General features: G+C 36.2%; 25 protein-coding genes. 16 read left to right on the top strand and 9 right to left on the bottom strand.

What is annotated here, in order from left to right; translation table 11 throughout:
- Positions 1–197: 197 nt before the first annotated feature.
- On the top strand, positions 198–776 hold the full coding sequence (locus GGR32_RS12045; RefSeq protein ID WP_246415197.1) for a hypothetical protein: 579 nt from the start codon (positions 198–200) through the stop codon (positions 774–776).
- 444 nt (positions 777–1,220) lie between these two features.
- Here GGR32_RS12045 and GGR32_RS11980 read toward each other — a convergent pair whose 3' ends face one another.
- Together GGR32_RS11980 and GGR32_RS11985 are read right to left on the bottom strand one after the other, a co-directional pair.
- Complete coding sequence (locus GGR32_RS11980; protein ID WP_221403722.1) at positions 1,221–2,057, bottom strand: IS3 family transposase; 837 nt, start codon at positions 2,055–2,057, stop codon at positions 1,221–1,223.
- Between the two features lie 23 nt (positions 2,058–2,080).
- The gene (locus tag GGR32_RS11985; RefSeq protein ID WP_221403723.1) at positions 2,081–2,551 is read right to left on the bottom strand and encodes a transposase; all 471 of its coding nucleotides are present in this window, start codon (positions 2,549–2,551) and stop codon (positions 2,081–2,083) included.
- Between the two features lie 25 nt (positions 2,552–2,576).
- Here GGR32_RS11985 and GGR32_RS10595 point away from each other — a divergent pair, with 25 nt between their 5' ends.
- From GGR32_RS10595 to GGR32_RS10635, 9 genes are all read left to right on the top strand, one after another.
- On the top strand, positions 2,577–2,750 hold the full coding sequence (locus tag GGR32_RS10595; RefSeq protein WP_183478177.1) for a hypothetical protein: 174 nt from the start codon (positions 2,577–2,579) through the stop codon (positions 2,748–2,750).
- Between the two features lie 33 nt (positions 2,751–2,783).
- Complete coding sequence (locus tag GGR32_RS10600; RefSeq protein ID WP_183478178.1) at positions 2,784–3,287, top strand: outer membrane protein; 504 nt, start codon at positions 2,784–2,786, stop codon at positions 3,285–3,287.
- A gap of 79 nt (positions 3,288–3,366) precedes the next feature.
- Positions 3,367–4,602 carry a hypothetical protein gene (locus GGR32_RS10605; protein ID WP_183478179.1) on the top strand — a complete coding sequence of 412 codons (1,236 nt, stop codon included), beginning with the start codon at positions 3,367–3,369 and terminating at the stop codon, positions 4,600–4,602.
- Positions 4,603–4,743: 141 nt separating this feature from the next.
- Complete coding sequence (locus GGR32_RS10610; RefSeq protein ID WP_183478180.1) at positions 4,744–5,829, top strand: hypothetical protein; 1,086 nt, start codon at positions 4,744–4,746, stop codon at positions 5,827–5,829.
- Positions 5,830–5,843: 14 nt separating this feature from the next.
- Positions 5,844–7,148 carry a hypothetical protein gene (locus GGR32_RS10615; RefSeq protein ID WP_183478181.1) on the top strand — a complete coding sequence of 435 codons (1,305 nt, stop codon included), beginning with the start codon at positions 5,844–5,846 and terminating at the stop codon, positions 7,146–7,148.
- A 251-nt stretch (positions 7,149–7,399) separates the two neighbouring features.
- Positions 7,400–8,023, top strand: a complete 624-nt coding sequence (locus GGR32_RS10620) for a response regulator (protein WP_183478182.1) — start codon at positions 7,400–7,402, stop codon at positions 8,021–8,023.
- Between the two features lie 10 nt (positions 8,024–8,033).
- Positions 8,034–9,905 carry a tetratricopeptide repeat-containing sensor histidine kinase gene (locus GGR32_RS10625; protein WP_183478183.1) on the top strand — a complete coding sequence of 624 codons (1,872 nt, stop codon included), beginning with the start codon at positions 8,034–8,036 and terminating at the stop codon, positions 9,903–9,905.
- 254 nt (positions 9,906–10,159) lie between these two features.
- Positions 10,160–10,921, top strand: coding sequence for a 5'-nucleotidase C-terminal domain-containing protein (locus GGR32_RS10630; RefSeq protein WP_183478184.1), 762 nt, complete (start codon positions 10,160–10,162; stop codon positions 10,919–10,921).
- Between the two features lie 4 nt (positions 10,922–10,925).
- Positions 10,926–11,846, top strand: coding sequence for a bifunctional metallophosphatase/5'-nucleotidase (locus GGR32_RS10635; protein WP_183478185.1), 921 nt, complete (start codon positions 10,926–10,928; stop codon positions 11,844–11,846).
- Positions 11,847–11,924: 78 nt separating this feature from the next.
- Here the strand turns inward: GGR32_RS10635 and GGR32_RS10640 are convergent, their stop codons facing one another.
- Positions 11,925–12,347, bottom strand: coding sequence for an Ohr family peroxiredoxin (locus GGR32_RS10640; protein ID WP_183478186.1), 423 nt, complete (start codon positions 12,345–12,347; stop codon positions 11,925–11,927).
- Between the two features lie 94 nt (positions 12,348–12,441).
- Here GGR32_RS10640 and meaB point away from each other — a divergent pair, with 94 nt between their 5' ends.
- On the top strand, positions 12,442–13,518 hold the full coding sequence (gene meaB / locus GGR32_RS10645; protein WP_183478187.1) for a methylmalonyl Co-A mutase-associated GTPase MeaB: 1,077 nt from the start codon (positions 12,442–12,444) through the stop codon (positions 13,516–13,518).
- Positions 13,519–13,528: 10 nt separating this feature from the next.
- Here the strand turns inward: meaB and GGR32_RS10650 are convergent, their stop codons facing one another.
- The 4 genes from GGR32_RS10650 to GGR32_RS10665 are packed head-to-tail and all read right to left on the bottom strand — an operon-like array spanning position 13,529 to position 16,238.
- Positions 13,529–14,029 carry a DUF1648 domain-containing protein gene (locus GGR32_RS10650; protein ID WP_183478188.1) on the bottom strand — a complete coding sequence of 167 codons (501 nt, stop codon included), beginning with the start codon at positions 14,027–14,029 and terminating at the stop codon, positions 13,529–13,531.
- Between the two features lie 3 nt (positions 14,030–14,032).
- Entirely contained in the window at positions 14,033–14,596 is a 564-nt protein-coding gene (locus GGR32_RS10655; protein WP_183478189.1) for a phosphatase PAP2 family protein, read from the bottom strand.
- 9 nt (positions 14,597–14,605) lie between these two features.
- Positions 14,606–14,833 (bottom strand): hypothetical protein, encoded by a 228-nt coding sequence (locus GGR32_RS10660; protein ID WP_183478190.1) that lies wholly within the window; start codon positions 14,831–14,833, stop codon positions 14,606–14,608.
- A gap of 40 nt (positions 14,834–14,873) precedes the next feature.
- Positions 14,874–16,238 (bottom strand): MATE family efflux transporter, encoded by a 1,365-nt coding sequence (locus tag GGR32_RS10665; RefSeq protein ID WP_183478191.1) that lies wholly within the window; start codon positions 16,236–16,238, stop codon positions 14,874–14,876.
- A gap of 152 nt (positions 16,239–16,390) precedes the next feature.
- On the opposite strand from GGR32_RS10665, the gene GGR32_RS10670 reads away from it, so the two are divergent.
- The 5 genes from GGR32_RS10670 to GGR32_RS10690 all read left to right on the top strand — a co-directional run bounded on the left by GGR32_RS10670 (position 16,391) and on the right by GGR32_RS10690 (position 21,812).
- Positions 16,391–16,987, top strand: a complete 597-nt coding sequence (locus GGR32_RS10670) for a hypothetical protein (protein ID WP_183478192.1) — start codon at positions 16,391–16,393, stop codon at positions 16,985–16,987.
- Between the two features lie 14 nt (positions 16,988–17,001).
- Complete coding sequence (locus GGR32_RS10675; protein ID WP_183478193.1) at positions 17,002–18,021, top strand: DUF368 domain-containing protein; 1,020 nt, start codon at positions 17,002–17,004, stop codon at positions 18,019–18,021.
- Positions 18,008–19,021: a DUF368 domain-containing protein gene (locus GGR32_RS10680; protein ID WP_183478194.1), complete on the top strand. Its 1,014-nt coding sequence runs from the start codon at positions 18,008–18,010 to the stop codon at positions 19,019–19,021. Before GGR32_RS10675 ends, GGR32_RS10680 begins: the two co-directional genes overlap by 14 nt.
- Positions 19,008–19,739 carry a shikimate dehydrogenase family protein gene (locus tag GGR32_RS10685; RefSeq protein ID WP_183478195.1) on the top strand — a complete coding sequence of 244 codons (732 nt, stop codon included), beginning with the start codon at positions 19,008–19,010 and terminating at the stop codon, positions 19,737–19,739. The genes GGR32_RS10680 and GGR32_RS10685 overlap by 14 nt, the downstream gene beginning before the upstream one ends.
- Positions 19,740–19,832: 93 nt before the next feature.
- A complete protein-coding gene (locus GGR32_RS10690) occupies positions 19,833–21,812 on the top strand; it encodes a DUF349 domain-containing protein (RefSeq protein WP_183478196.1) in 1,980 nt (659 codons plus the stop codon).
- A gap of 108 nt (positions 21,813–21,920) precedes the next feature.
- Here the strand turns inward: GGR32_RS10690 and GGR32_RS10695 are convergent, their stop codons facing one another.
- Positions 21,921–22,691, bottom strand: a complete 771-nt coding sequence (locus GGR32_RS10695; RefSeq protein WP_183478197.1) for a LexA family transcriptional regulator — start codon at positions 22,689–22,691, stop codon at positions 21,921–21,923.
- Between the two features lie 80 nt (positions 22,692–22,771).
- On the bottom strand, positions 22,772–23,041 hold the full coding sequence (locus GGR32_RS10700) for an ATP-dependent Clp protease adaptor ClpS (protein ID WP_183478198.1): 270 nt from the start codon (positions 23,039–23,041) through the stop codon (positions 22,772–22,774).
- Between the last annotated feature and the right edge of the window lie 29 nt (positions 23,042–23,070).

Raw genomic sequence — 23,070 nt, forward strand, 5'->3', positions numbered from 1 at the left:
AGTGGGGCGGGATGCCTTGCTTTATTGTTTCTTGTAAAAAAACGTTTACAGAAGTCTATATCTTCACTTTTAAGACACTCAACTATTAACTATTCGCTTAACTAATAAAAAAAATAAAGCCGCTTAAAACGGCTTATATAAAATCGATTTAGGCAAAATTATAGGCTTGTGCAACGGTTACCATTGTTTCGACCTGCATGGGTATTGACGGCAAGAAAATCCCCGATGATTACGACCACCCACGTTCAATGGCTATCTGTCGGGATTTGGAACAGAAATACAACCTGCACAAAGCCACCGAGCATGAGCAGAAACAGGGCAATAAAATTTTCAAACCTGTTGATTATCAGCGTGGCGATATAAAGAGCCAAATTGCTTCGGTCGTCCGTCATTTACCAAAGTATTACAGCTTTCCGACTATGGGAAGCTATAATGCTTTGCTTTCCCTATTCAACATCACAGCGGAAGAAGTCAAAGGCGAACGTAACGGTCAGACCGTAAACGGATTGGTGTATGTGGCATTGGACGAGAAGGGCAACAAGGCAAGCAATCCGTTCAAAGCATCGCTTTTCGGAAAAGACGCAGGAGTTGCACAACTGCAAAAACATTTTGAACAGTCAAAAGAGAAAATGAAAAGCAACCCTGCGCGGTCTGTTCTGAAAAACACAGTGGAGCTTGCCATTCATACTACAAGTAGTGAAATGGATTTTAAAAAACAACTTGTAGAGCAAGGCATTAATACGGTTGGAACGACAACGGACGGATTTACGGTATAACATTTATCGACCACGAGAGCCGTAGTGTTTGGAACGGTTCGGCTTTGGACAGAAACCTGTCAGCCAATGTGTTTAACGATTGGTGGAACAACGGAAACAAACCCGAACTGAAAACACGGGATAATCCTCTATCCAAAACGAACACAATGGACGATTTGCCAACGAAAGACCTTTTTGAATTTCTTTCAAATGAGCATTCGTCCAATTCCGATTTAGGATTGCTAAGCTTATTACCCGATGCACAGGGCGAGGACTACGAGGAAGAACAGTTTGCCAACCGAATGAAGAAGAAAAGGAGGAGGTTGTGAAATATTTGTTTTATCTAATAACAAAACCGACTTTATATCTTCGGTTTTTGCCCTCTTTTTCAGTCAGGTTTTTGATAATTCTTTTTTTGTGTCGTCCTGAAAAAATGATACAGGATTAAACAAATAAAACTTTATTTCAAACAGTACAGATATTCAAATTTGTACTGTTTTTCTTTTTATAAGATTTAGGTATTAATTCTTGTTGCTGATGCATTTGGACCGGTGTTAAATAATGGTTTGACAAATGCGGCCTTAATTCATTATAAACTTTTACGGTTTGTTTGACCAAAATCTTTCTTGTATTCAAATCTACATTAAATTTATCAATATCATATTCCTGTTTTAATATTCCATTGATTCTTTCGGCTATGGCATTCTCATAAGGATCTGATTCTTGCGTCATGCTACAACGAATTTCATGTTTTTTCAATAGCTTTTGATAATCATCGGAACAGTACTGTAACCCTCTGTCTGAATGATGAATAAGATTCTTTATGTTTTCTTTTTTCAATGCCATTTTTAGCGCATTTAGACAAGATGCTGTTGCCAAGGAATCCGACACATCAAAGCCTACAATTTTTTTAGAATAAGCATCGGTTATCAAGCTTAAATAAGCTGGGTTTTCTCTGTTTCCTAAGTATGTAATATCTGAAACCCAAACATTATTTGGTTTTCTGTATTGAAAATCTTTAATCAAATTTTTATGTTTTTTAAAACGATGATACGAGTTGGTTGTTTTGTGATAACTTCTTCTAGTTTTGATTAGCAAATGATTAGCTCTTAGTATGTTGAAAAACTTATCTCTGCCAATTTTTAAATTTTCAAACTTCTCTTTCAAAAGAAAATACAGTTTCTTTCCACCCATTTTTGGATGAACCATTCGTATCTCTTCTACCCAATCCACAACCTGCTGTGCATTTTGTTGTCGCTTTGTTCTTCGTTTTAAATGACGATAATAAACCTGTCGGTCCACCCCGAACAATTCACAGGAGAAACTTATGGTTTCTTTTTGTTCCTTTCGGAAAGATTCGATAGTTCGGGTGGTGAGTTTTTTCGTATATCAATTTGATATTCCTCTTCGGCAAGGTTAATCATCATATCGAAAATAATGGCTTTTTTATCAGCCACATAAGCCTGTTTTTCAAGAAAAGTCTTCTGTTTTTGCAAAAGCTTTACCTGAGCTTCGAGCTCCATAATTTTTTGTTCGGGTGACTTTGGCATATTCGATGGTGTTTGGTTTTCCCAGTCAAAGGTACCAAATTTTCTGAGCCAATTGACAACTGTGCTTCGAGCTTGGATGCCATACTTTTGGCAAGCACCAACAGTAGATAACTCCCCAGACTCAATTTCTTTGACAACACTCAACTTAAACGACATACTGTAATCGCGCTGAGTGCGTTTTACATAATTGTTTTTTTCTTCCATAATAACGATTTCTTTTTGTATCGCTATTTCAGGACGCGACATTTCTTTCTAATAAAGATCATTCGGATTGACAAAGAAACGATCTTTTTTATATGCGATTGACCTCGTTTTACAGCCAATTCCGCCAATTATAACTGGATTACAAATAGATATTCTGAAATTTAAAAACACTATCTCAGGGAAAACCCTTAGATGGAATTTCCGTGATTGCCCCGATAAAAACTTATGGACAGCAGCCTAACTTTGCTCCCGAAAACTTTAAATAACATTAGCTATGAATTTAAAATTAACATTTTGTGGAGTTCTATTAAGCCTTGGGGTTGCATTTTCTGCCCAAGCACAGGAAAAAACCCGTATAGGTGCATTTTTCGCGTATGGAACGGAAATAGAAAACATAGGTATTGGTGCCAACGCAGAATTTCCAATTATGGAAAACCTGACCATCTCACCTTCATTGATCTACTATTTCCCCAAAGAAGAATATAGTGTTAAGGTGAATTGGTTTGAAGTAAACGCCAATGCCAATTATTATTTTGTCAATCAAAACAATATGAGCGTGTATGCTTTGGGCGGATTGAATTACAATAGCGTGAAAGTTTCTTTTGATGATGCTTGGCTTGGTGACCATTCTGCTTCAGACGGCCGCTTTGGGCTAAATCTTGGAGGTGGGGTCAACTTCAAAATTGATGGAAAAATCACTCCTTTTGCCGAGCTTAAATATGTCATTATAGACGGTGGGCAACTGGTAGCAGGAGCAGGAGTAAAGTTTAATTTATAATAATAGTTAGAAAACCAGAGGTGAGTTAACAAGTAAACGCAACCCCAAAAACAAAAAATGTAATATAAAATAATTAGATATGAAGATTTTTTTAAACAAACAAACACAGAAATTGGCAACGCTTACCGTTGCTTCGCTAATACTGTTTTCTTGTAGTAGCGACGATGACGGCGTGGATCCAGTTACCCCAATAGTAGAACCTATCGTGCTGGATTGCAGTTATTTTGATAAAAACCCTGACGTTCATTTGACTGATGATCCCAATGCCCCGGTAGATTATATTGTCACCTGCGACCCCATGACCAGCGGAGATTTTATAATAGATGCCGGAGTGGTAATAGCGTTTGAAAGCGATGCCGGACTACGCTTAGGAAAATATGCAGACGGTAAAATACAGATGAACGGTACTGCCGACAAACCGATTATCCTGACCGGAACGCAAAAGGACAAAGGCTCGTGGAGAGGTATTCAGATTTCCAGCGACAACCCTGCGAACCGAATGGACTATGTAACCGTGGAATATGCCGGACAAACCGGTCGCAACGGCTGGGGACTGCAAGGTTCTCTTATAGGTACCTATGGTGCGGTATTGGAGATGAACCATTGTACGGTTCAGCACGGACACCTCATTGGATTTCACTGGTATAATAATTCAAAATCGTTAACACTGTCCAACAGTACCTTTACCGGTAATGACACACCGATTGAAACCTCTGTAAACCACATCAACTCTATCGACGGAACCAGTACCTACACAGGCAACGTAAACAATTATATAAAATTAACGAGCCACGATGTTTATCAAGATGTAACCTTTCATAAAACCGATGTTCCTTTTCTTTCCACAGGCTTCAAGCCCGATAATGGAGCCAAACGTAGGTTTACATTTGAACCGGGAACTACATTGCTGATGGAAGCCGGCAGTCAAATTAGGTTTCAAAATGCTTTTCATTTCAACCACGAAATCATTATGGTGGGAACTGCGAACGAACATATCACGATTAAAGGAAAAGAAGACGTGGCGGGATATTGGGAAGGTATTCGAATTGACGCTAACACCAATCCGCTAAATGAAATCGTGTTCTTGGATATTGCCAACGCGGGGAGTACCAACGGATATCCTAATGGCGCTATTCAGTTAGAAAGCAGTTCAATCTTTTTGAAGATGAACAATGTGAACTTTATTAAATGTTTTGAGTATGCGGTAAGTATTCAGCATCCAAGTACTATTAATTTCAGTTTCAGCAACTTCAATTTAGACAACACACCCAAAATGTTTTCGAACTGGAGTGGAGTTGAAATATTACAAAATTAATACCGCAAAAGCACAACCTCTTATATATAACATTCAACAGGCGGGAGCGGTGCTTGTATAGTATCCTCCCGTTTTTTACTGATTTTAGAAAATGGTAATTTATAATTCTAACAAAAAAATGTAACACTTAAAAAAAATAAGATGATAAATTATTTAAAACAAAACAGATTCTACGCTATACTGCTATGCAGTATATTGGTGTTTTTTTCCTGCTCTAAGAGTGATGATACGCCTTCACCGGATGATGACATCCCCCCATCAGAGCCCACCTCCGATGTTTATGTAGCAGGGAATGAGTACAATAGTAGTTCCGGAATAGGTACTGCCGTACTCTGGAAAAATGGCACTGCCCAAAGCCTGACCGATGGATCAACTGATTCCAGAGCCTTTTCTGTAGCAGCCTCTGGCACTGATGTATATGTAGCTGGATACGAAGATAATAGTGCCGGAACACCTGTCGCCAAACTTTGGAAAAACGGTGCTGTCCAAAACCTGACCGATGGATCAACTCCTGGCTATGCGCGTTCGGTAGTGGTCTCCGGCACCGATGTGTATGTAGCAGGATTTCAAATGAATAATTCCCGAACACGCTATATTGCCAAACTTTGGAAAAACGGTGTTGCCCAAGACCTATCCGATGGTACTAACTCTGCAAATGCCTATTCGGTAGTGGTTTCCGGTGCAGATGTGTATGTAGCTGGAGATGAATCGAATAGCCCCGGAAAGGTTGCCAAGCTTTGGAAAAACGGTGTCGCCCAAGACCTCTCCGATGGTACTAACAATGTCTATGTCTATTCGGTAGCGGTATCCGGAACCGATGTGTATGTAGCAGGATATGAAACGAATAGCTCCGGAAACCCTGTCCTCACACTTTGGAAAAACGGAATGGCCCAAACCCTCTCCAGTGGTGAAGACTCTGGCTATCCCCCTACTGTTTCGGTAGTGGTCTCCGGTACCGATGTGTATGTAGCGGGGTATGAAAAGAATAGTGCCGGAACACGGGTTGCCACACTTTGGAAAAACAGTTTTGCCCAAACGCTCTCCGGATCCCGTGCCAGTTCGGTAGCGATCTCTGGTACTGACGAGTATGTAGCCGGAGTTAAAATAAATAACTCAGGAACAGAGATGGTCGCCAGACTTTGGAAAAACGGTGAAGCTCAAGATTTGCCCAGTGGCTCTAGCCTTGCCGAAGCCACTTCGGTAGCAGTGGTACAGGCAGAAGAATAAAACTTAAAAACCAAATGATGAAAACACAGTTTACACGATACAGAAGATACGCGGGAATGTTACTTTGCAGTGCACTCCTGCTTTTTTCTTGCACCAAAGAGGACGGATCAGATCAGGAACCCGACCCAACAGAGAAGTCAGGACTTATGCTTACCGCATCTGCTACTGAAATAAGTATGGGAGATGAGGTAACTTTTGAGGTGACACTCGAGGGTGAAGCCACCGATGCCGACATCTATGTCGACAATGAAAAAATAAGCGGTACGAGCTATGCTTTTGACGAGACCGGGAGTTATCAAGTTATGGCCAAAAAAGAGGGCTATATAGATAGCGATCCGGTGCAGATTAAGGTAAAAATGTCAAAAATGGATGTGTATATCGCTGGAACTGGGGGTAAAGATTATAAAGAAGAACACTTCGCCAGATACTGGAAAAACGGTGTACCAGTTATTCTTAAGGGAAGTGACCTTGATAAACCAGACAAAACTGAAACTGCAATGTCCATCATAGTGGACCAAGGAGATGTTTATGCGGCAGGATATTCCCACTCGGAATCCTATGGTGATGCAGTATACTGGAAAAATGGAACCATGGTACAACTGGAAAAAAGTCCAGGCTCGGGTTCAACTTACACAAAGGAAATTGCCGCTTATAATGGAGATATCTATATAGCTGGTAATGAATACAACCCGGCTTCAATAAGTGTTGCCGTATACTGGAAGAATGGTACGATTGTACAGCTGACTGACGGAACAAAAAGTGCATTTGCACGTTCAATAGTCGTAGATGACGGAAATGTTTATGTAGGAGGCCATGAAGTTTTCGGAGCAAACGAAATTGCCCGATACTGGAAAAACGGCACACCGGTAGATCTAACAGATGGAACCACAGATGCGGGCATAAATTCTATATTCGTATCAAACGGAGATGTGTACGCCGTTGGATATCGAGATAATGAAGACGGTAAAGCGATTGCTATGTACTGGAAAAATGGGGTGAAGTCAACGCTGAGCAGTGCAACAACACACGCATATGCAGAGGATATATTTGTCGAGAACGGAAATGTATATATAATAGGAAGGGTACTTAATGCGTCTTTCAAGTGGGAGGCAACTTTCTGGAAAAATGGTACGCCTGTAGTGCTTTCCGAAGGCGATAACGACGAATACCCAACCTCTATAGCTATACATAATGGGGATGTTCACATCGTTGGATATCAAACTACTGGAAGCGGTTCGATTGCCAAATACTGGAAAAACGGCGCATTAGTCCCACTCGAGGAAGCTTTCAGGGCAAATTCTATATATTTAGATTATTAGTTTGAAGGGGATTAAAAAAAGTGAGCGTAGAGGTCTCCTAAAACAGATCTGAGGCGTGGTCAAAGTCTGTGGATGGTGATTTGAATCCCGGTTCAGACAATTGAAAATTAAAGATCCTCCCCCAACCCTCTCCTTTGGAGAGGGTTGGGGGAGGAGGATAAAAGGAAGTTTTACAAAGAATTAGCTAAAAAACGCGGATTCTGCTATAAAATAGTATCTTTAGCATTCTATGGTTTTAACCCTAACTAATCATGATGAAAATTTTACTTGCAGACGACCATTTTCTTGTATTGGAAGGCTTAGAGGTGCTATTGTCCACTTTTGAATTTGTAGAAAAAACACAAAGCGTGTTGAATTATATGGAACTAAAAGATGTTTTAGAAAAAGAAAACTTTGACGTTTTACTGCTCGACATTCACTTTGGCAAACACGACGGCAGGGAAATCATTCAGGAAATCAGGCAACTGATGCCTAAGATGAAAATTATTGCTCTCACAAGCCAATCGGATTCCGTAACCATCAAATCGTCCGTAAACGCGGGTTTTGACGGTTATCTGTTAAAAATTGACAGCAGGAAAGATATTGAAAAAGCACTGAAAGCGGCAATCAACAACGAAAAATATTACAGCCCAAAAACGCAACAGGCGTTTTTTGAAACCCAAACGTCCAAAAGCAAAACCGTGCTGACCGAACGTGAAATAGAAATTTTACAGTTGATTGTAAAGGAAAAAACCACCAAAGAAATCGCCGAGGAGCTTTGCCTGTCCAAAAAAACAATAGAAACGCATCGCGGAAACATTATGCTGAAACTCGAAGTGAAAAACATTGCCGGAATGGTAAAAAAAGCCATTATGCAAGGGTTGGTAAACATTTAAAACAAATTATATGAGAACAATATTCATTTTTACTTTGCTATTAATGCTATTAATCAATGCCAATGCACAAAACCGTGATAAAATTGTTGACGTGGGGTCGGAGTTTAAGGGACTATTCAACGAGTTTGACAGATGCATCGAGCATAAAGAACAAAACTGCATTCAAATATTAAATAAAATCATTGCCAAAGGAAAACAGGAAAACGTTCCGTTTTTAGACTATTTATACAATCGGAAAGCTTTTTATTTTTGGAGCCGTCAGGAACTGGATTCCACAATGGTATATAGCCAATTGGCTATTAAAAACCCAAACCCTAACGAAAAACAACGAAGAGATGTAGATTCTTATAATCTTTTGGCCAATTGCCATTATTTCAGAGGAGAATTAAATACAGCATTGGATTATTACCTTAAAATTGCGACCATATTGGAAAATGGAGGAAATCCGTTGCATTTGGGTTATTTGTATTCTAATATAGCGACACTGCTTGGCGAGACCGGAAATGACGATAAACAAATTGAGTACTTATTAAAGTCCTATAAATTACTGGAGGAAAATCAAGACAAAAAATTCATTGCTACTATAGCTAGCAATTTGGCACTCGGATATTACCATAAAAAAGACACAATAAATGCCATTGAATGGTCAGAAAAAGCCTTGAAACTGTCTGAACTTTCCAATGATTTGGTGGCAAAAACACAGGCATCAATAACTTTATCCTTACTTGAGAAAGACCTCAACAAAGCATCGAAATATGCCGAAGAATCCGTAAAATATTCCGACGAACTGGGCGATAAGATACATATGGCTTCAGCCTATTACAGATATTCTGATGCTTTGGACAAGCTTGGAGAAGGCAAAAAAGCATTAAACTATGCCGAGCAGGCTGTAAATTTCGCGGAAGAAGTTGGAGACAACCTTACGTTAACCAAAGCTTCTTACACAGCGGCAACTATTTATTTCAACCTGGGGAAAAAAGAGAAGTCTGCGGATTTTTACCATACTTATTCAATCTTTAAAGATTCTATTTCTTCTGCCGAAAATGCAAGGGAAATTAATGAAATAAACACCAAATACGAAACCGAAAAGAAAGAGAAACAAATAGCAGAGCAAAAACTAAAAATCCAGAAGCAACAGTCAAATTTATTATATGCTATTTTAGGCGGAGCTTTATTTGTTGTCATCTTTGGCGGTATTTTTATCTACACCCGAAAAGCACAAAAACTAAAACTAAAACAATTACAGCAAGAAAAGGAAAACGCCATTTTAAACTCCTTTATTTTGGGTGAAGAACGGGAACGAAAACGTATTTCACAAGAATTGCACGATGGCGTAGCCGCAATGATTGGTGCGGCCAAAATGAGCCTTGAGTCTATACCGCACCTTCCACAGGAAAAACAGGTGGAACAGCTTTCTAAAGTAAAATCAATTTTAGAAAATACACACGCTGATGTACGGTATATTGCACACAATCTTCTTCCCACCGTATTGGAAAAAGAAGGATTGATAAAAGCCACCTCACATTTTGCTTCAGAAATCAATGAAACCAAATTGGTAACTATTTCAGTAACTGATAATAATAGTAATGTTCAAGAGATTGCCCCACAATTACAGCTGATGCTTTTTAGAATCATACAGGAATTAGTCAATAATATCATCAAACACTCGCAGGCACAAAGTGCAGAAATTATATTTAGCAACAGTCCAAACGGTTTACAGATTGAAATATCCGATGACGGCATAGGCTATGAAGATACTAACGATACCGGAAATCAAGGTTTATACAGTATTGCCAAGCGACTAAAATCTATAGGTGGTAATTTTAAAATAACAAAAATAAAATCTGGAGGTACACAAGCCAAAGTAGAGGTGACAGTATAGAGGTGTGATAAATCCTAAGTTAATATAAATTATTTTCACTCATTCTATTACACTTACATACAAATCAGAACAATAAAATTGTATGGTTTTGAGAAAAATATATTGTGTATATTTGCTTTGAGCTAACGGAAACGTATTGAAAAGCAAAGCAATAGGCACCGTTACCAAATCGTTACCTGACTTTTTTGATAATCTCTATAAAAGCTTAGTATTCAACTGATACAGCTTTTTCCTGAAAACTTTAAAATAAAATTATGATACGATTCCTTATTTTTTTTATAGGATTAAGTTTATTTTCTTGTGCAGAAAACAAAACATCATCACCAGTATTTCCTAGCAAAATTGAAGGCAAACAAGTACCTGTAAGTGCAAAAATTACCGAAGATAAAGCCATTAAAGACTTTATAGCACCCTACAAAGAACGTATAGATGATGAGATGAATAAAGTACTCTCCTATACCCCAAAAATACTTTCTAAAACTGACGGAGAATATAACACCCCAATAGGCAATATGATGGCAGACGCCGTGTTAGAAATGGCTCAACCTATATTTCACCAACGAACAACTAAAAATATCGATGCTGTTTTATTAAATCACGGTGGTATTAGAGCAAATATAGACAAAGGCGATATCACTACAAAAACAGCTTACAACATTATGCCGTTTGAAAACGAAGTGGTAATTGTAGAAATTACTGGAGCTAAATTAAACGATTTATTTACTTATTTAACCAAAGCTAAACGTGCGCATCCTATTGCTGGAATGCAATTAATTCTAGACAAGAATAACCAAATAAAAAAGGCTACAATACAAGGCAAACCGGTAGATAAAAATAAAACATATTACATTGCTACTAGCGATTTCTTACAACAAGGCGGAGACAACATGCTCTTTTTTGCACACCCCAAAAACTTAACAATACTTGACTATAAATTACGAAATTTATTTATCGATTACTTTAGCAAACACCCTAAAATAAACCCTATTAAAGATCAGCGTTTTATAAAAGAATAACCCTATGAAAAGAAGAAGTTTTATCCAAAAAGCATCAGCAGCCACCTTACTTTCTACCGTAGGAAGTACCGCTTTTTTAAGTACCGCTTTTAAAAAACCTGTTTCACAAAAACACATCACCATATTACATACAAACGATGTTCATAGCCATATAGAACCTTTTCCTGCTAGCCACTCTAGAAACCCAAATCAAGGTGGGGTTGCAAAACGCTATACGTTAATTAAACAAATACGTAAAGAAAACCCCAATACCTTATTACTCGACGCGGGAGATATTTTTCAGGGAACACCTTTTTTTAATTTCTACGGAGGTGAATTGGAATTTAAACTAATGAGCAAATTAGGTTACGATGCAGCAACATTAGGAAATCATGATTTTGATAACAGTATAGAAGGACTTCATGCGCAATTACCTAATGCTTCTTTCGAGATTCTTAATGCCAACTATAACTTTGAAAACACCGTTTTAAACGGAAAAATAAAACCTTATAAAGTATTTGTTAAAGACGACGTGAAAATTGGTGTTTTTGGGCTAGGAATAGAGCTAAAAGGATTGGTTAACCAAAAAATGTATAAGGAAACTCGCTATATAAATCCTGTAGAAATTGCCCAAGATATTACCGAGAAACTTAAAAAAGATGAGAAATGTGATCTTGTAATATGCCTTTCGCACTTAGGTTATCATTATAAAAATGATAAAATTGACGATTTAAAGCTTGCTAAACAAACAAAAAACATCGATTTAATTATTGGCGGACACACACATACCTTTTTAAAAAAACCAACAATTACCCAAAACAGTGAAGGGAAAAACGTTTTGGTTAACCAAGTAGGTTGGGCAGGTATTAATTTAGGTAGAATTGACTTTTATTTAGATGAAGCCCAAAAAATAACCAACAACAAAGGAGCTAGCATTATTGTATAATTTTATACCTAGTAAACAAACTAAAAAGGCTATCCAAATTTGGATAGCCTTTTTAATAATCATAACTTAGTAATTAGCCTAAGCCTCGTCTACCAATAAATTTAATGTTACATCTATATTATCGCGAGTAGCTTTAGAAAAAGGACAAATTTCATGAGCTTTATTTACCAGCTCCTCTCCCTTTTCGATACTTAGGGTAGGTAAATAAGCATCTAAAATTACAGAAAGCACAAATTCGTTTGCAGCTTCTGCGTTAAAGCTAACCGATGCTGTTACAGAAAAATCGCCTAAATCTAAATCGCCTGCAATCGCTTGTAAAGCTCCACCAAAGCAAGCAGCATAAGCCCCACCAAACAATTGTTCGGGATTTGTACCGTTACCACCTTTACCTCCCATGCCTTCGGGCACGCTTAGATCCATATCTAAGATTCCATCATCGGTTTTAACACTTCCGTTTCTACCACCTTTTGCTGTGGTTTTTGCAGTATACAAAGTTTTCATAAATTTCGTTTTTAATTTTAGTTCCTCAATATAAAAACTATTTAGGTTAAGTTCAAAAATGAATTCCTAAATTTGTATTAAATAACTAAGCATAATGAGCTCTCATTCTTCTTCAAACCTACACCAGCAAAACAACGATGCTTCCAGTAACCTTAGTAAAAAAAGTGCCGAACGCATAAAAGCTTTACGCAGAAAAAAACAAAACATTAGTACTTTACAAAAAGATGTACTAAAAGGCAATAAAACCGCCTTGAGTAGAGCTATTACACTTATTGAGAGTCAACAACAAAAACATACAGCTAACGCCAATAAACTTATTGAAGGCTGCCTTCCTTATGCCAATAAATCTATCAGAATAGGAATAACAGGCGTACCAGGTGTAGGGAAAAGCACTTTTATTGAAGCTTTTGGGAATTTTCTTATTCAACAAGGAAAAAAAGTAGCCGTATTGGCTGTAGACCCTACAAGCTCTGTTTCTCATGGAAGTATTTTGGGCGACAAAACACGTATGGAAGAATTGGTAAAACAAGAAAACGCTTTTATTAGGCCTACTGCCTCTGGAAATTCTTTAGGTGGGGTAGCCCAAAAAACACGAGAAACCATTATTTTATGCGAAGCGGCAGGCTACGATGTTATTCTAATAGAAACCGTTGGCGTAGGACAAAGTGAAACAGTTGTACACAGCATGACCGATTTTTTCCTTTTACTGAAACTTGCCGGTGCTGGTGATGAACTACAAGGAATTAAACGTGGGATAATGGAAATGGCTGATGCCATTGTTATCAACAAAGCCGATGGTGAAAATAAAAAAGCCGCCATGAGAGCAAAAATAGAATTTAGAAGGGCGCTACATTTTTACCCGCTAAAAGAAAACCAATGGCAACCTAAGGTTAAAACTTGCAGTGCTTTACACCAAAAGGGAATCGATAAGATATGGGAAATGATTTTAACCTACGAAAAGCTCACCAAAAACAACACTTATTTTTATAAAAACAGACAGGAACAAAATAAGTTTTGGATGCTGCAAAGTATCGATGAGCAATTAAAATTAAATTTCTATTCCAAACCAAACATCAAAATAGCATTACAAGAACAATTAAAAGCAATCGAGGAAAACAAGACAACGCCGTTTAAGGCTGCAAAACATTTGTTAGATTTAGCAAGAGAATAATTTTTCACCTCTAGTGTCTATTCATTTTTACTAAACCTATAATGAGTGGTAATAATGTTATAATAAATACTAACGGAACAAACCAAAAGCCTAAACCTATTTTTTCTGTTTTCACTATAATAATAGTTTCTATAACTACTAATAAAAATAAGAACGCTAATCCTATTGCCAACCAATGCATCATCCAGATAGCTATACGATAATTAGTACGAGCGTTTTCTTTTGTTATTTTTACCGGATAATTAAATACGTGCGGAAATTTATTAAGATATACAATACCAAAATACAACAATGTACTTACAATGGGCAGCATAAGGAAATTTGTTTTATCTCCGTAAGCGTCGGGTTCACCATAGACATTAAAATGAATTGGTATTGTATCAGGAGAACACAACATCCCATATATTGCTAACCCCCAAGTAAGCAACAACAAAAAGCATCCTAAAGCTATTAAAAACTTATCGTATGTAGTTTTTTCTAGTTTTAATTTAGGACGATTGCTACCAAACATTTTTTATACGTTAAAATATTTATGCATTACCCAAGTATGCAGTTTATAAAATAGCCAACCTATAAGCACCCCAAAGAAAATTCCTGTGAGTACATCTCCGGGGTAATGTTTTCCTACATAAATTCTACTATAACTCACAAACATTGCCCATGTAAGCAAACCTATAAATGCATAGCGATAATATTTTTTTAAAATACTCCCTAAAAATATAGCTAATGCGGTAGAGCTAGCTGCATGTGCTGAAAAATAACCATATTTTCCGCAATAATCCATCAAAAACCTCCCTTGTGCCATAAAATCTTCCTTACAAGGTCTAGGGCGTTCAAAATAATCTTTAAAAACATTGGCTAACTGGTCGGTACAAGTAATTAATCCTGTTATAAAAACCAGGGTTACTAAGGTAGGTTTTACCCCTAAGTTTTTATAAAGTAAATACAACAGTAAAGCATACATTGGTATGGCTGCAAATTTATGCGTAATAAACACCCAAAACCAATCCCAAGTTTTTGTTCCTAAGTTATTTAAATACAAAAACACTTCTTGATCTAACTGTAGTAATTCTTCCATAAACTTTATTTATGCTTGATAGCGTTCTACTTCACGGTCATAAAACAATGAAGCTTCTTCGATAAGGTTTTCGGTCTGGTGGGTTAGTTCTTCCTCATCTTCTTTAGAGAACTCTTCCAGCCACTCAATCTCATCGTCTACTAAATTAATAATAAATCTAGGAAATTCTGTATGAATTACAAAAATAGCTTCAGGACAATCGGTATTATCACCAAGTAAAAAACGTGGTATTTCCATAAGTTTAATGTTTTTAATAGTTAAGTATCTGCAAAGTTATTTAAACTAAACCTTTTATACTGCCATCGCTAATAAGTTTCTTACTTAGGTAATTAAACCTAAAATAAAGTAGAATTGCCGATACACTTAATCCGGCTAATAGTCCGTACCATATTCCCATGCTTCCGTACATATCTTCTTTTCCTAAATAGAAAGAAATAGGAAAACCTACCACCCAATACGCTATAAAACAAATTAACGTAGGGGTTTTTACATCTTGTAAACCACGTAGAGCTCCTAAAATAACCACCTGCATCCCGTCGCTTAATTGGAATAATGCTGCAATAATAAGCAATTGAGCCGCAACGCTAATTACAATAGTATTATCATCGATATATAAGGTAGGGAGAAAATCTTTTAAAAGAATAAAGCCAACAGCAAAAACAGCTTCTATCACAAATACTAATAAAAATGTAGAAAGCGCAATCCTACGGAGTTCCTTAAAGTTTTTAAGTCCTTTCTGGTTTCCTACACGTATGGTTGATGTTACCCCTATTCCTACCGCTACCATAAACGTCATCGATGCTAAATTAAGTGCCACCTGGTTTGCTGCTTGAGCGTTAGTCCCTAAGGTTCCTGCTAGAAATACAGAAGCTGTAAAAATAGCTACTTCAAAAAACATTTGTAACGCCGTAGGAAACCCTAGCGAAAACAATTGTTTAAATACTTTTCTATCTAATGGGCGTTGTAGTTTGGTAAAAAACGGTGCAAATTTCTTTTGCCTACGCAAAATGTAATAAATCATTCCTAGCATAAAAAACCTAGAAATAAGCGTTCCTATAGCTGCACCTTCTAATTCTAAGCGAGGAAAAATCCATACGCCATAAATTAGCAAATAATTAAAAAGTACGTTTACTACATTAGCAACCAAAGTAGCGTACATGGCATATTTTGTTTGCGAAAGCCCATCGCCAAACTGTTTAAATGCCTGAAAAATCATTAAAGGAAGAAGGGAAAACGCTACAATATCTATATAAGGCAGCGACAAATCGACCACCTCCTTTGGTTGGTCTAAATGATATAAAATAGGTTTAGCTAATAAAATTAGCAAAAAGAGAAGAACTCCGTTTACCGTACACATTATTAACCCATGCTGAAACACAGACCTCCCACGGTTGGTATCTTTTACCCCATCTGCTTCTGCAACCAGTGGGGTAATTGCAAAACTAAAACCTATTCCTATAGATAAAGCTATAAAAATAAGGCTATTTCCTAAAGATACTGCAGCCAAAGGAGCTGCTCCTAGCCTCCCCACCATACTATTGTCGGCAAAACCAACCATTACATGCCCTAACTGCCCTAACATAATAGGAAAAGCAATTTGCAAATTCTGTTTAAACTCTTTTGTATATGCCGATAATTGCACCTTATTTTTTTGGGCAAATATATCTTAAATATTTTGAAGAAAAGCTTTATCTTTAGAATTCATTAAGACTTAAAATTTGCTTAAAGAAAAAATTAGCTTTAAGCTTTTAACGGAGTTTTTTATCTTCGCTAAATCTTTAAAAAATTAAATTCTTGAATAAAAAAATAATAATAAATCGTGTTGCTAAAATACTTACCGAGACCCCTTCGGCACAAGACATTGTAAAAAAAGGAAAAGGCCGAGAAAAACGCTTTGAGTATTTAGCAAAACAAATGGTAAATAAAGCAATAGCAGAAGATGCACTAGTAACAGCGGGCGATGATACTGGAATTGCCATTCTGTTTAAAACAAGTAAGAAAAAGAAAAACTTTTGGTCGGAAATGATAAATGACTTAAAACTTGTTTACCATGTAACAGGTATTAAAAACGCCCTAAAAATTTTAAAAAATCAAAACTACATAAAAAGCTTACGCCCAGACGAAGGCGAATACTTATACTGTTGGTTTTGGGGAGTAGATAAATCTACGCGTGGTAACGAAAGTAAAGTTGCTCATGAAATGCGCGACGAATTTTTACGCCGTGCCGATATGTACAACATCCCACTTTACGCAGAAACACGTATTAGAAAAAACATGATTGTTTATCAACGATATGGGTTTGAACTTTTCCATACTTGGGATCGTCCCGAAGGGGATAAAATGTGGTTTTTACGCTACGTTCCTGAACCCTTAAAATCACAAAAAAGTTAAACAAAATTATTTCTATGCGTAATCTTAAAGATTATTTCCTTATCGGAATAAAAGGAATGGCAATGGGCGCAGCAGATGCCGTACCAGGTGTTTCTGGAGGTACAATTGCTTTTATTGCGGGAATTTATGAAGAACTTATTGAAACCATAAGTAATGTAAACCTAAACTTATTTAAAACGCTTTTTACTAAAGGCTTTAAAAGCTTTTGGCATGAGCTTAATGGAAACTTTATCCTCGCATTACTTAGCGGAATTATTATAAGCTTTATTACTTTTATGCGTATTGCAAAATACCTTTTAGAACATCACCCTATTTATATCTGGTCGTTTTTCTTTGGGCTTATTATTGCTAGTATCTTTTTAGTTGCCAAACAAATTACCAAATGGCGGTTTAGCACTTATTTATTTCTGCTTATAGGAGCTGTTCTTGCATTTTATATCACAACATTACCTGCCTTAGGCAGCAACAACAACGCTCTTTTTCTTGTTTTAGCAGGAGCCATTGCCATTTGCGCCATGATTCTCCCTGGTATTTCTGGTTCGTTTATATTGGTAATTTTAGGTGCTTATAAAAGCTTAAGCGATGCCATACATGATTGGGACTTTAAAAAAATAGCCCTTTTTGCGTTAGGCGCACTTATTGGTTTGCTTAGTTTTAGTAGAGTTTTAAAATGGTTTTTTAAACACTACCACAATACAACCCTAGCAATACTCACAGGATTTATTTTTGGCTCACTAAATAAGGTTTGGCCTTGGAAAACAACTGCCTTGGTTATGGAGCAAGATACAGGTAGGATTATTGATTTTTCAGAAGTTTCATCCTTAGGTACTTTAAATGTGTATCAGCAAAAAATAGGGAACTTTGACAATTATAAAATTGTGCTCGAAAAAAGCGTACTCCCCAACACATTTACAGAGGCAAACATACAAACCGAAGCTCACCTTTTTGCGGCAATACTTTTTGCTGTTTTAGGCTTTTTAACCATATATTTATTAGAACATTTCGGAAATAAACATAAAAATGCACCCCACTAGAAGTTTAAAAGATAAAATCATACTTATTCTTAAAGGCTTAGGAATGGGCGCTGCTAATAAAGTTCCTGGCGTTTCGGGAGGTGTGGTAGCTTTTGTTGCTGGTTTTTACGAAGAGTTTATCTATTCTCTTCAGAAAATAAATTCCAAAGCATTTTTATTACTCGTTAATGGCAGATGGGCTAATTTTTATCGGTATATCAACGGTAAATTTCTTAGTTTATTAATTTTAGGAATGTTAATTAGCTATTTTAGTATTTCTAAGCTACTAGATTACCTTATTGTACATTACGAGCTTTATGTTTGGGGATGCTTCTTTGGGATGATTATAGGCTCTATTTTTTATATCGCTAAAGATTTTAATTTAAAATCTACCTCCAACCTACTCTTTATCGTTATAGGAATTGTTGTTGGTGTTGGTATAAGCCTACTAGAACCAGCTAAAGAAAATGATAACCTTTGGTTTGTGTTTTTCTGCGGAATTATTGGTGTATCCGGCATGACGCTCCCAGGTTTATCAGGCTCATTTATCCTTATGTTACTTGGCAATTATGTATTGCTTTTGGTAGATTCTGTAAATGCACTTTACGATACTTTAGCAGATGTTGCACAAGGCAATTGGGATTTTACCCCAAAACGCATCCGCTTGCTACAAGTTTTAGGCTCTTTTACGCTAGGTTCTGCAGTAGGTTTGGTAAGTTTATCGCACTTATTAGCTTATGTTTTAAAACACTATAAAAACATTACTTACGCAATTATTATTGGATTTATTACAGGCTCATTAGGCGTGGTTTGGCCATGGAAAGAAAAAATTTATAAAACAGAAGCCGACGGAAGCTTTCTTCTGGATGCTAATGGAAATTTAATTATAGACAATTACGACAGGTATATCCCTCAAATAGATCATTTAACTACCTGGATGGTTAGCCTATTTATCATTATAGGTATTTTTATCGTAATTGGTTTAGAACGTTTTAGAACAAATAAAAATGCAAAAATCTAATTTCGGGCTTATTGGCAAAAATATCGAGTATTCATTTTCTAGGGCTTATTTTAAACATAAATTTGAAACAGAAAACATAAATGCTTCTTATAAGAACTTCGACCTTAAAGATTTATCGGAATTTCCTGCTGTTTTTAAAAAAAACCACCTAAAAGGACTTAATGTTACAATTCCATACAAAGAAGAAATTATTCCGTACCTAGATGCGTTAAGCCCCGAAGCCAAAACAATAGGTGCCGTAAACACCATTACTCTTAAAAACAACAAACTTATAGGGCATAACACCGATGCCTTTGGGTTTAAAAACTCCTTAACCCCTTTGCTCGAAAAGCATCATGAAAAAGCCCTTATTTTAGGTACAGGAGGAGCCTCTAAAGCTATTGCTTATGTACTAAAAACACTCGGAATAGCTTATACCTTTGTTTCCAGAAAAAACACCAGTACCAACCTTAGCTATACAGAACTCAGTCCACTAATTATCCAAGCTCACAACCTAATTATCAACTGTACACCTTTAGGTACTTTTCCTAACATAGAAACTTCGCCTAACATCCCATACCAACACCTAAATTCTCAACACCTATTGTACGATTTAGTATACAATCCACCTCTTACAACCTTTTTAAAACAAGGAAAAAAGCAAGGATGTAAAACCATAAATGGATTAAAAATGTTAGAACTACAAGCCGAAAAAGCATGGAAAATCTGGAATTCTTAAAAAAAGCCCTCCTTTTTTTTAAATTATTTGCAGACAAGTTACGGTCTTACTATCTTTAAACCAGAATTAATACGAACTTAAACATTGAAAAATATGTCTGACAAGGAAAACAATAGCACACCGGAAGAAGCTCAAAAACAAGAAAACTTCATCGATCAAACAGCAGAAAATGCAACAAACAATAAAGATGAAAGCAATCAAGAGCCTCTAAGCAACGAAGGAAATATTAGCGAAAATACCTTAACAGACACCGAGGATATCTCTAGCACACCTACAACAGAAAAAAATGCACAACAAGAAGTAGACGAAGCACTTGCGGAAGACAGCGAAGATGAAGAAGCAAACCTACGCCATGAAATAGAGATGAAAGATTACCACTCGCTCACCATGAACGAACTGATAAAAGAACTTTCTGACCTTGTAAAAACAAACAAAATTCCAGCAATTAGAGAACATATAGTAGAAATCAAAGCCGAGTTTGATGCTAAATATGAAGAGGAGTTTGAACAAAAAAAAGAAGATTTCCTAGAAGAAGGCGGAAATATTATTGATTTCCATTACTATAGCCCTATCAAAAAGAAATTCGATACGATTTATTTCGACTATAAAGAAAAAAGAAACAATTACTACGAGCAATTAAAACAAAACCTCAACGAAAACCTGAAAGTTAGACTAAGTATTATAGAAGAACTTAAAGGCATGATAGGTGTTGGCGCAGATATGAACAGTAATTTCCAGCAGTTTAAAGAACTACAAGAACGCTGGAAAAAAGCAGGTCCCGTACCACGTAACCAATACAACGATATTTGGCGTACTTACCACCACCACGTAGAGCATTTCTATGATTTTTTGCACTTAGACCGTGAATTTAGAGACCTCGACTTTAAACACAACCTGGACCAAAAGCTTAAAGTTATAGCACGTGCTGAAGAATTGGCAGAAGAAAAGGACACCAACAGAGCTTTCCGAGAATTGCAAATGCTACATAAAATGTGGAAAGAAGAAGTTGGGCCCGTTGCTAAAGAATATCGCGAAGATATCTGGGAAAAATTTAGTGCCGCTACAAAAAAAATCCATGAAAACAGGCAAGCTTTTTTCTCTGAACTTGATAAAGCTAGAGAAGACAACTTAGCAATAAAACAAGAACTTATTGAAAAAATAGACGCTATTGCTAACAACGAAATAACAAACCATTCACAAGCCCAACAGCTTATAAAGGAAATGGAAAGTTTACGTGAAAGTTTTTTCAAATCTGGTAAAGTTCCGCAAAAAAACAACCAAGAAATTTGGACAGAATTCAAAGAAGCGATTAGAAAATTTAACCGAAATAAAAATGCTTTCTATAAAAATTTAAAGAAAGAACAGCAAGAAAACCTTAAACGAAAGTTAGACCTTATACTAATTGCCGAAGAAAATAAAGACAGTGAGGATTTTGAAACCGTAACCCCAGTTATGAAAAAAATCCAAAACGACTGGAAAAAAATAGGTTATGTACCACGCAAGGATAGCGATAAAATCTGGAAACGCTTTAAAAAAGCTTGCAACCATTACTTTGACAGAGTACATAAAGCACGAAATGAAGAAAATAAAGAAGAACTAAAAGCATTTGAAGATAAAAAAGAACTGCTAAACAATATAAAGGATGTTAAACTAACCGGAGACCATCAAGAAGATTTAAAAGTAATAAAACAACAAATAGAAGCTTGGAAAAATATTGGACGCTTACCTTACAATAAACGTTACCTTGAAGGAAAATTTAATAAAGCCTTAGATACTTTATTTAACCAACTGGATATAGATCGTAAGCAAGCTGAAATGCTAAAATATGAAAATAGGTTAGAAACGCTTGATAAAAATGATAACATTAGAGAAATAGAGAAAGAAGAATTTTTCTTACGTAAAAAAATATCAGAAACCAAGGCAGACATCAACCAGCTCGAAAACAATTTACAATTCTTTTCTAACGTAGATGAAAATAATCCGTTAGTTAGAGATGTACATAAAAACATAAAAAAACATCAAGAGCAATTAGAAACTTGGAAAGCAAAACTTAAAAAAATTAAAGCTTTATAAGTGATAAATTTTTGAGTTTTGAGCATAAAAAAGGTTACCAGATTTGGTAACCTTTTTATTTAAAATAAAGTCCTTTAAAACCTTTTAAGCCAAAATTAATCTCAAACACTAGGCTTTTAATTTATTTGCTTCTTTAAGTTGTGCTTTTAGCTCTTCCATAGAATGCTGTAATTGCGTTAGCATGCTATTTTGTGAATTTTCATCTAAACTAAATGTCAATTTACTTGTTACTTCCCATAATTCCTGAATCTCGCTAACGGGTAAGGTAAACGGGGCATACTCTTTATTTAAAGAAATAAGTTCTATAAAATTTCTGGAAACTATTTTATTTAATTTCTTAATAACAACCGTATCGTGAGTAACCACCACATAAATTTTATGATTGGTAGCTTCGTTAAGGCTACTCATTGCTTTAGCTAATACCCAATCTCCAGAATAAAAAGTTGGGAACATACTATCGCCTTCTACCTGAAACCCTCTATATGTTGCATTTTTAAATGCTGGCAAAGGAAAATTAAATGCAGGCAACTGTTCATACCAACCTGTGTCGTGAATATTTTGAGGATATCCAGCTGATGCACGCTGATTTACCATTAAAATCTGCTCCTCTTCTTCCTGATTTACCTGTATAACTTTTGGCAGCGTACTAAGGGTTTCGGGCAATGGTAAATATTGTTGTTTACTTTCCCCGTAGAGCCATAAAGGATTAATCTGATATAATCGCATTAGTTCTGCAACTACCTTCCCTGTAATACGTGTTTTTCCTCTCTCGAGGTCTGCGGTAGATGATTTTACTCCTAAAAGTGCTGCAAATTCGGTTTGTGTTAAGTTTAGGCTTTCTCGTATTTCTTTAAAACGTTGTGCTTCTGTTTTTTCCATACACAAGTATACAATAAAAAAAGGAATATTTCCTTTTTTTATTGGAAATATTCCTTTTTAAATTATTTTATAAATAATGTTTATTGAATTTCTGCACTTAGGCCTGCGTCTAACAGTTTAGAGCAACGAGGCTTTAAATCGTCATAATCTCCTGTTTTTACAGTACATTTTCCTGTGTAATGAATTAATAATGTACATTGCTCTGCCTGAATTGGGTCATGGTCGCAAGCCAACATTAGCATTTCTATTACGTGGTCGAATGTATTTACATCATCGTTAAAAACAACTATTTGATTTTCTTTTTTTACTTCAGAAAACACTTCTTCTAAAACTTCCTCTTGAACACTCATAGCATAAAGCATTTTTTAATAAATAGTAA

The organism is Mesonia hippocampi (assembly GCF_014197445.1).
Classification (GTDB): Bacteria; Bacteroidota; Bacteroidia; order Flavobacteriales; family Flavobacteriaceae; genus Mesonia; species Mesonia hippocampi.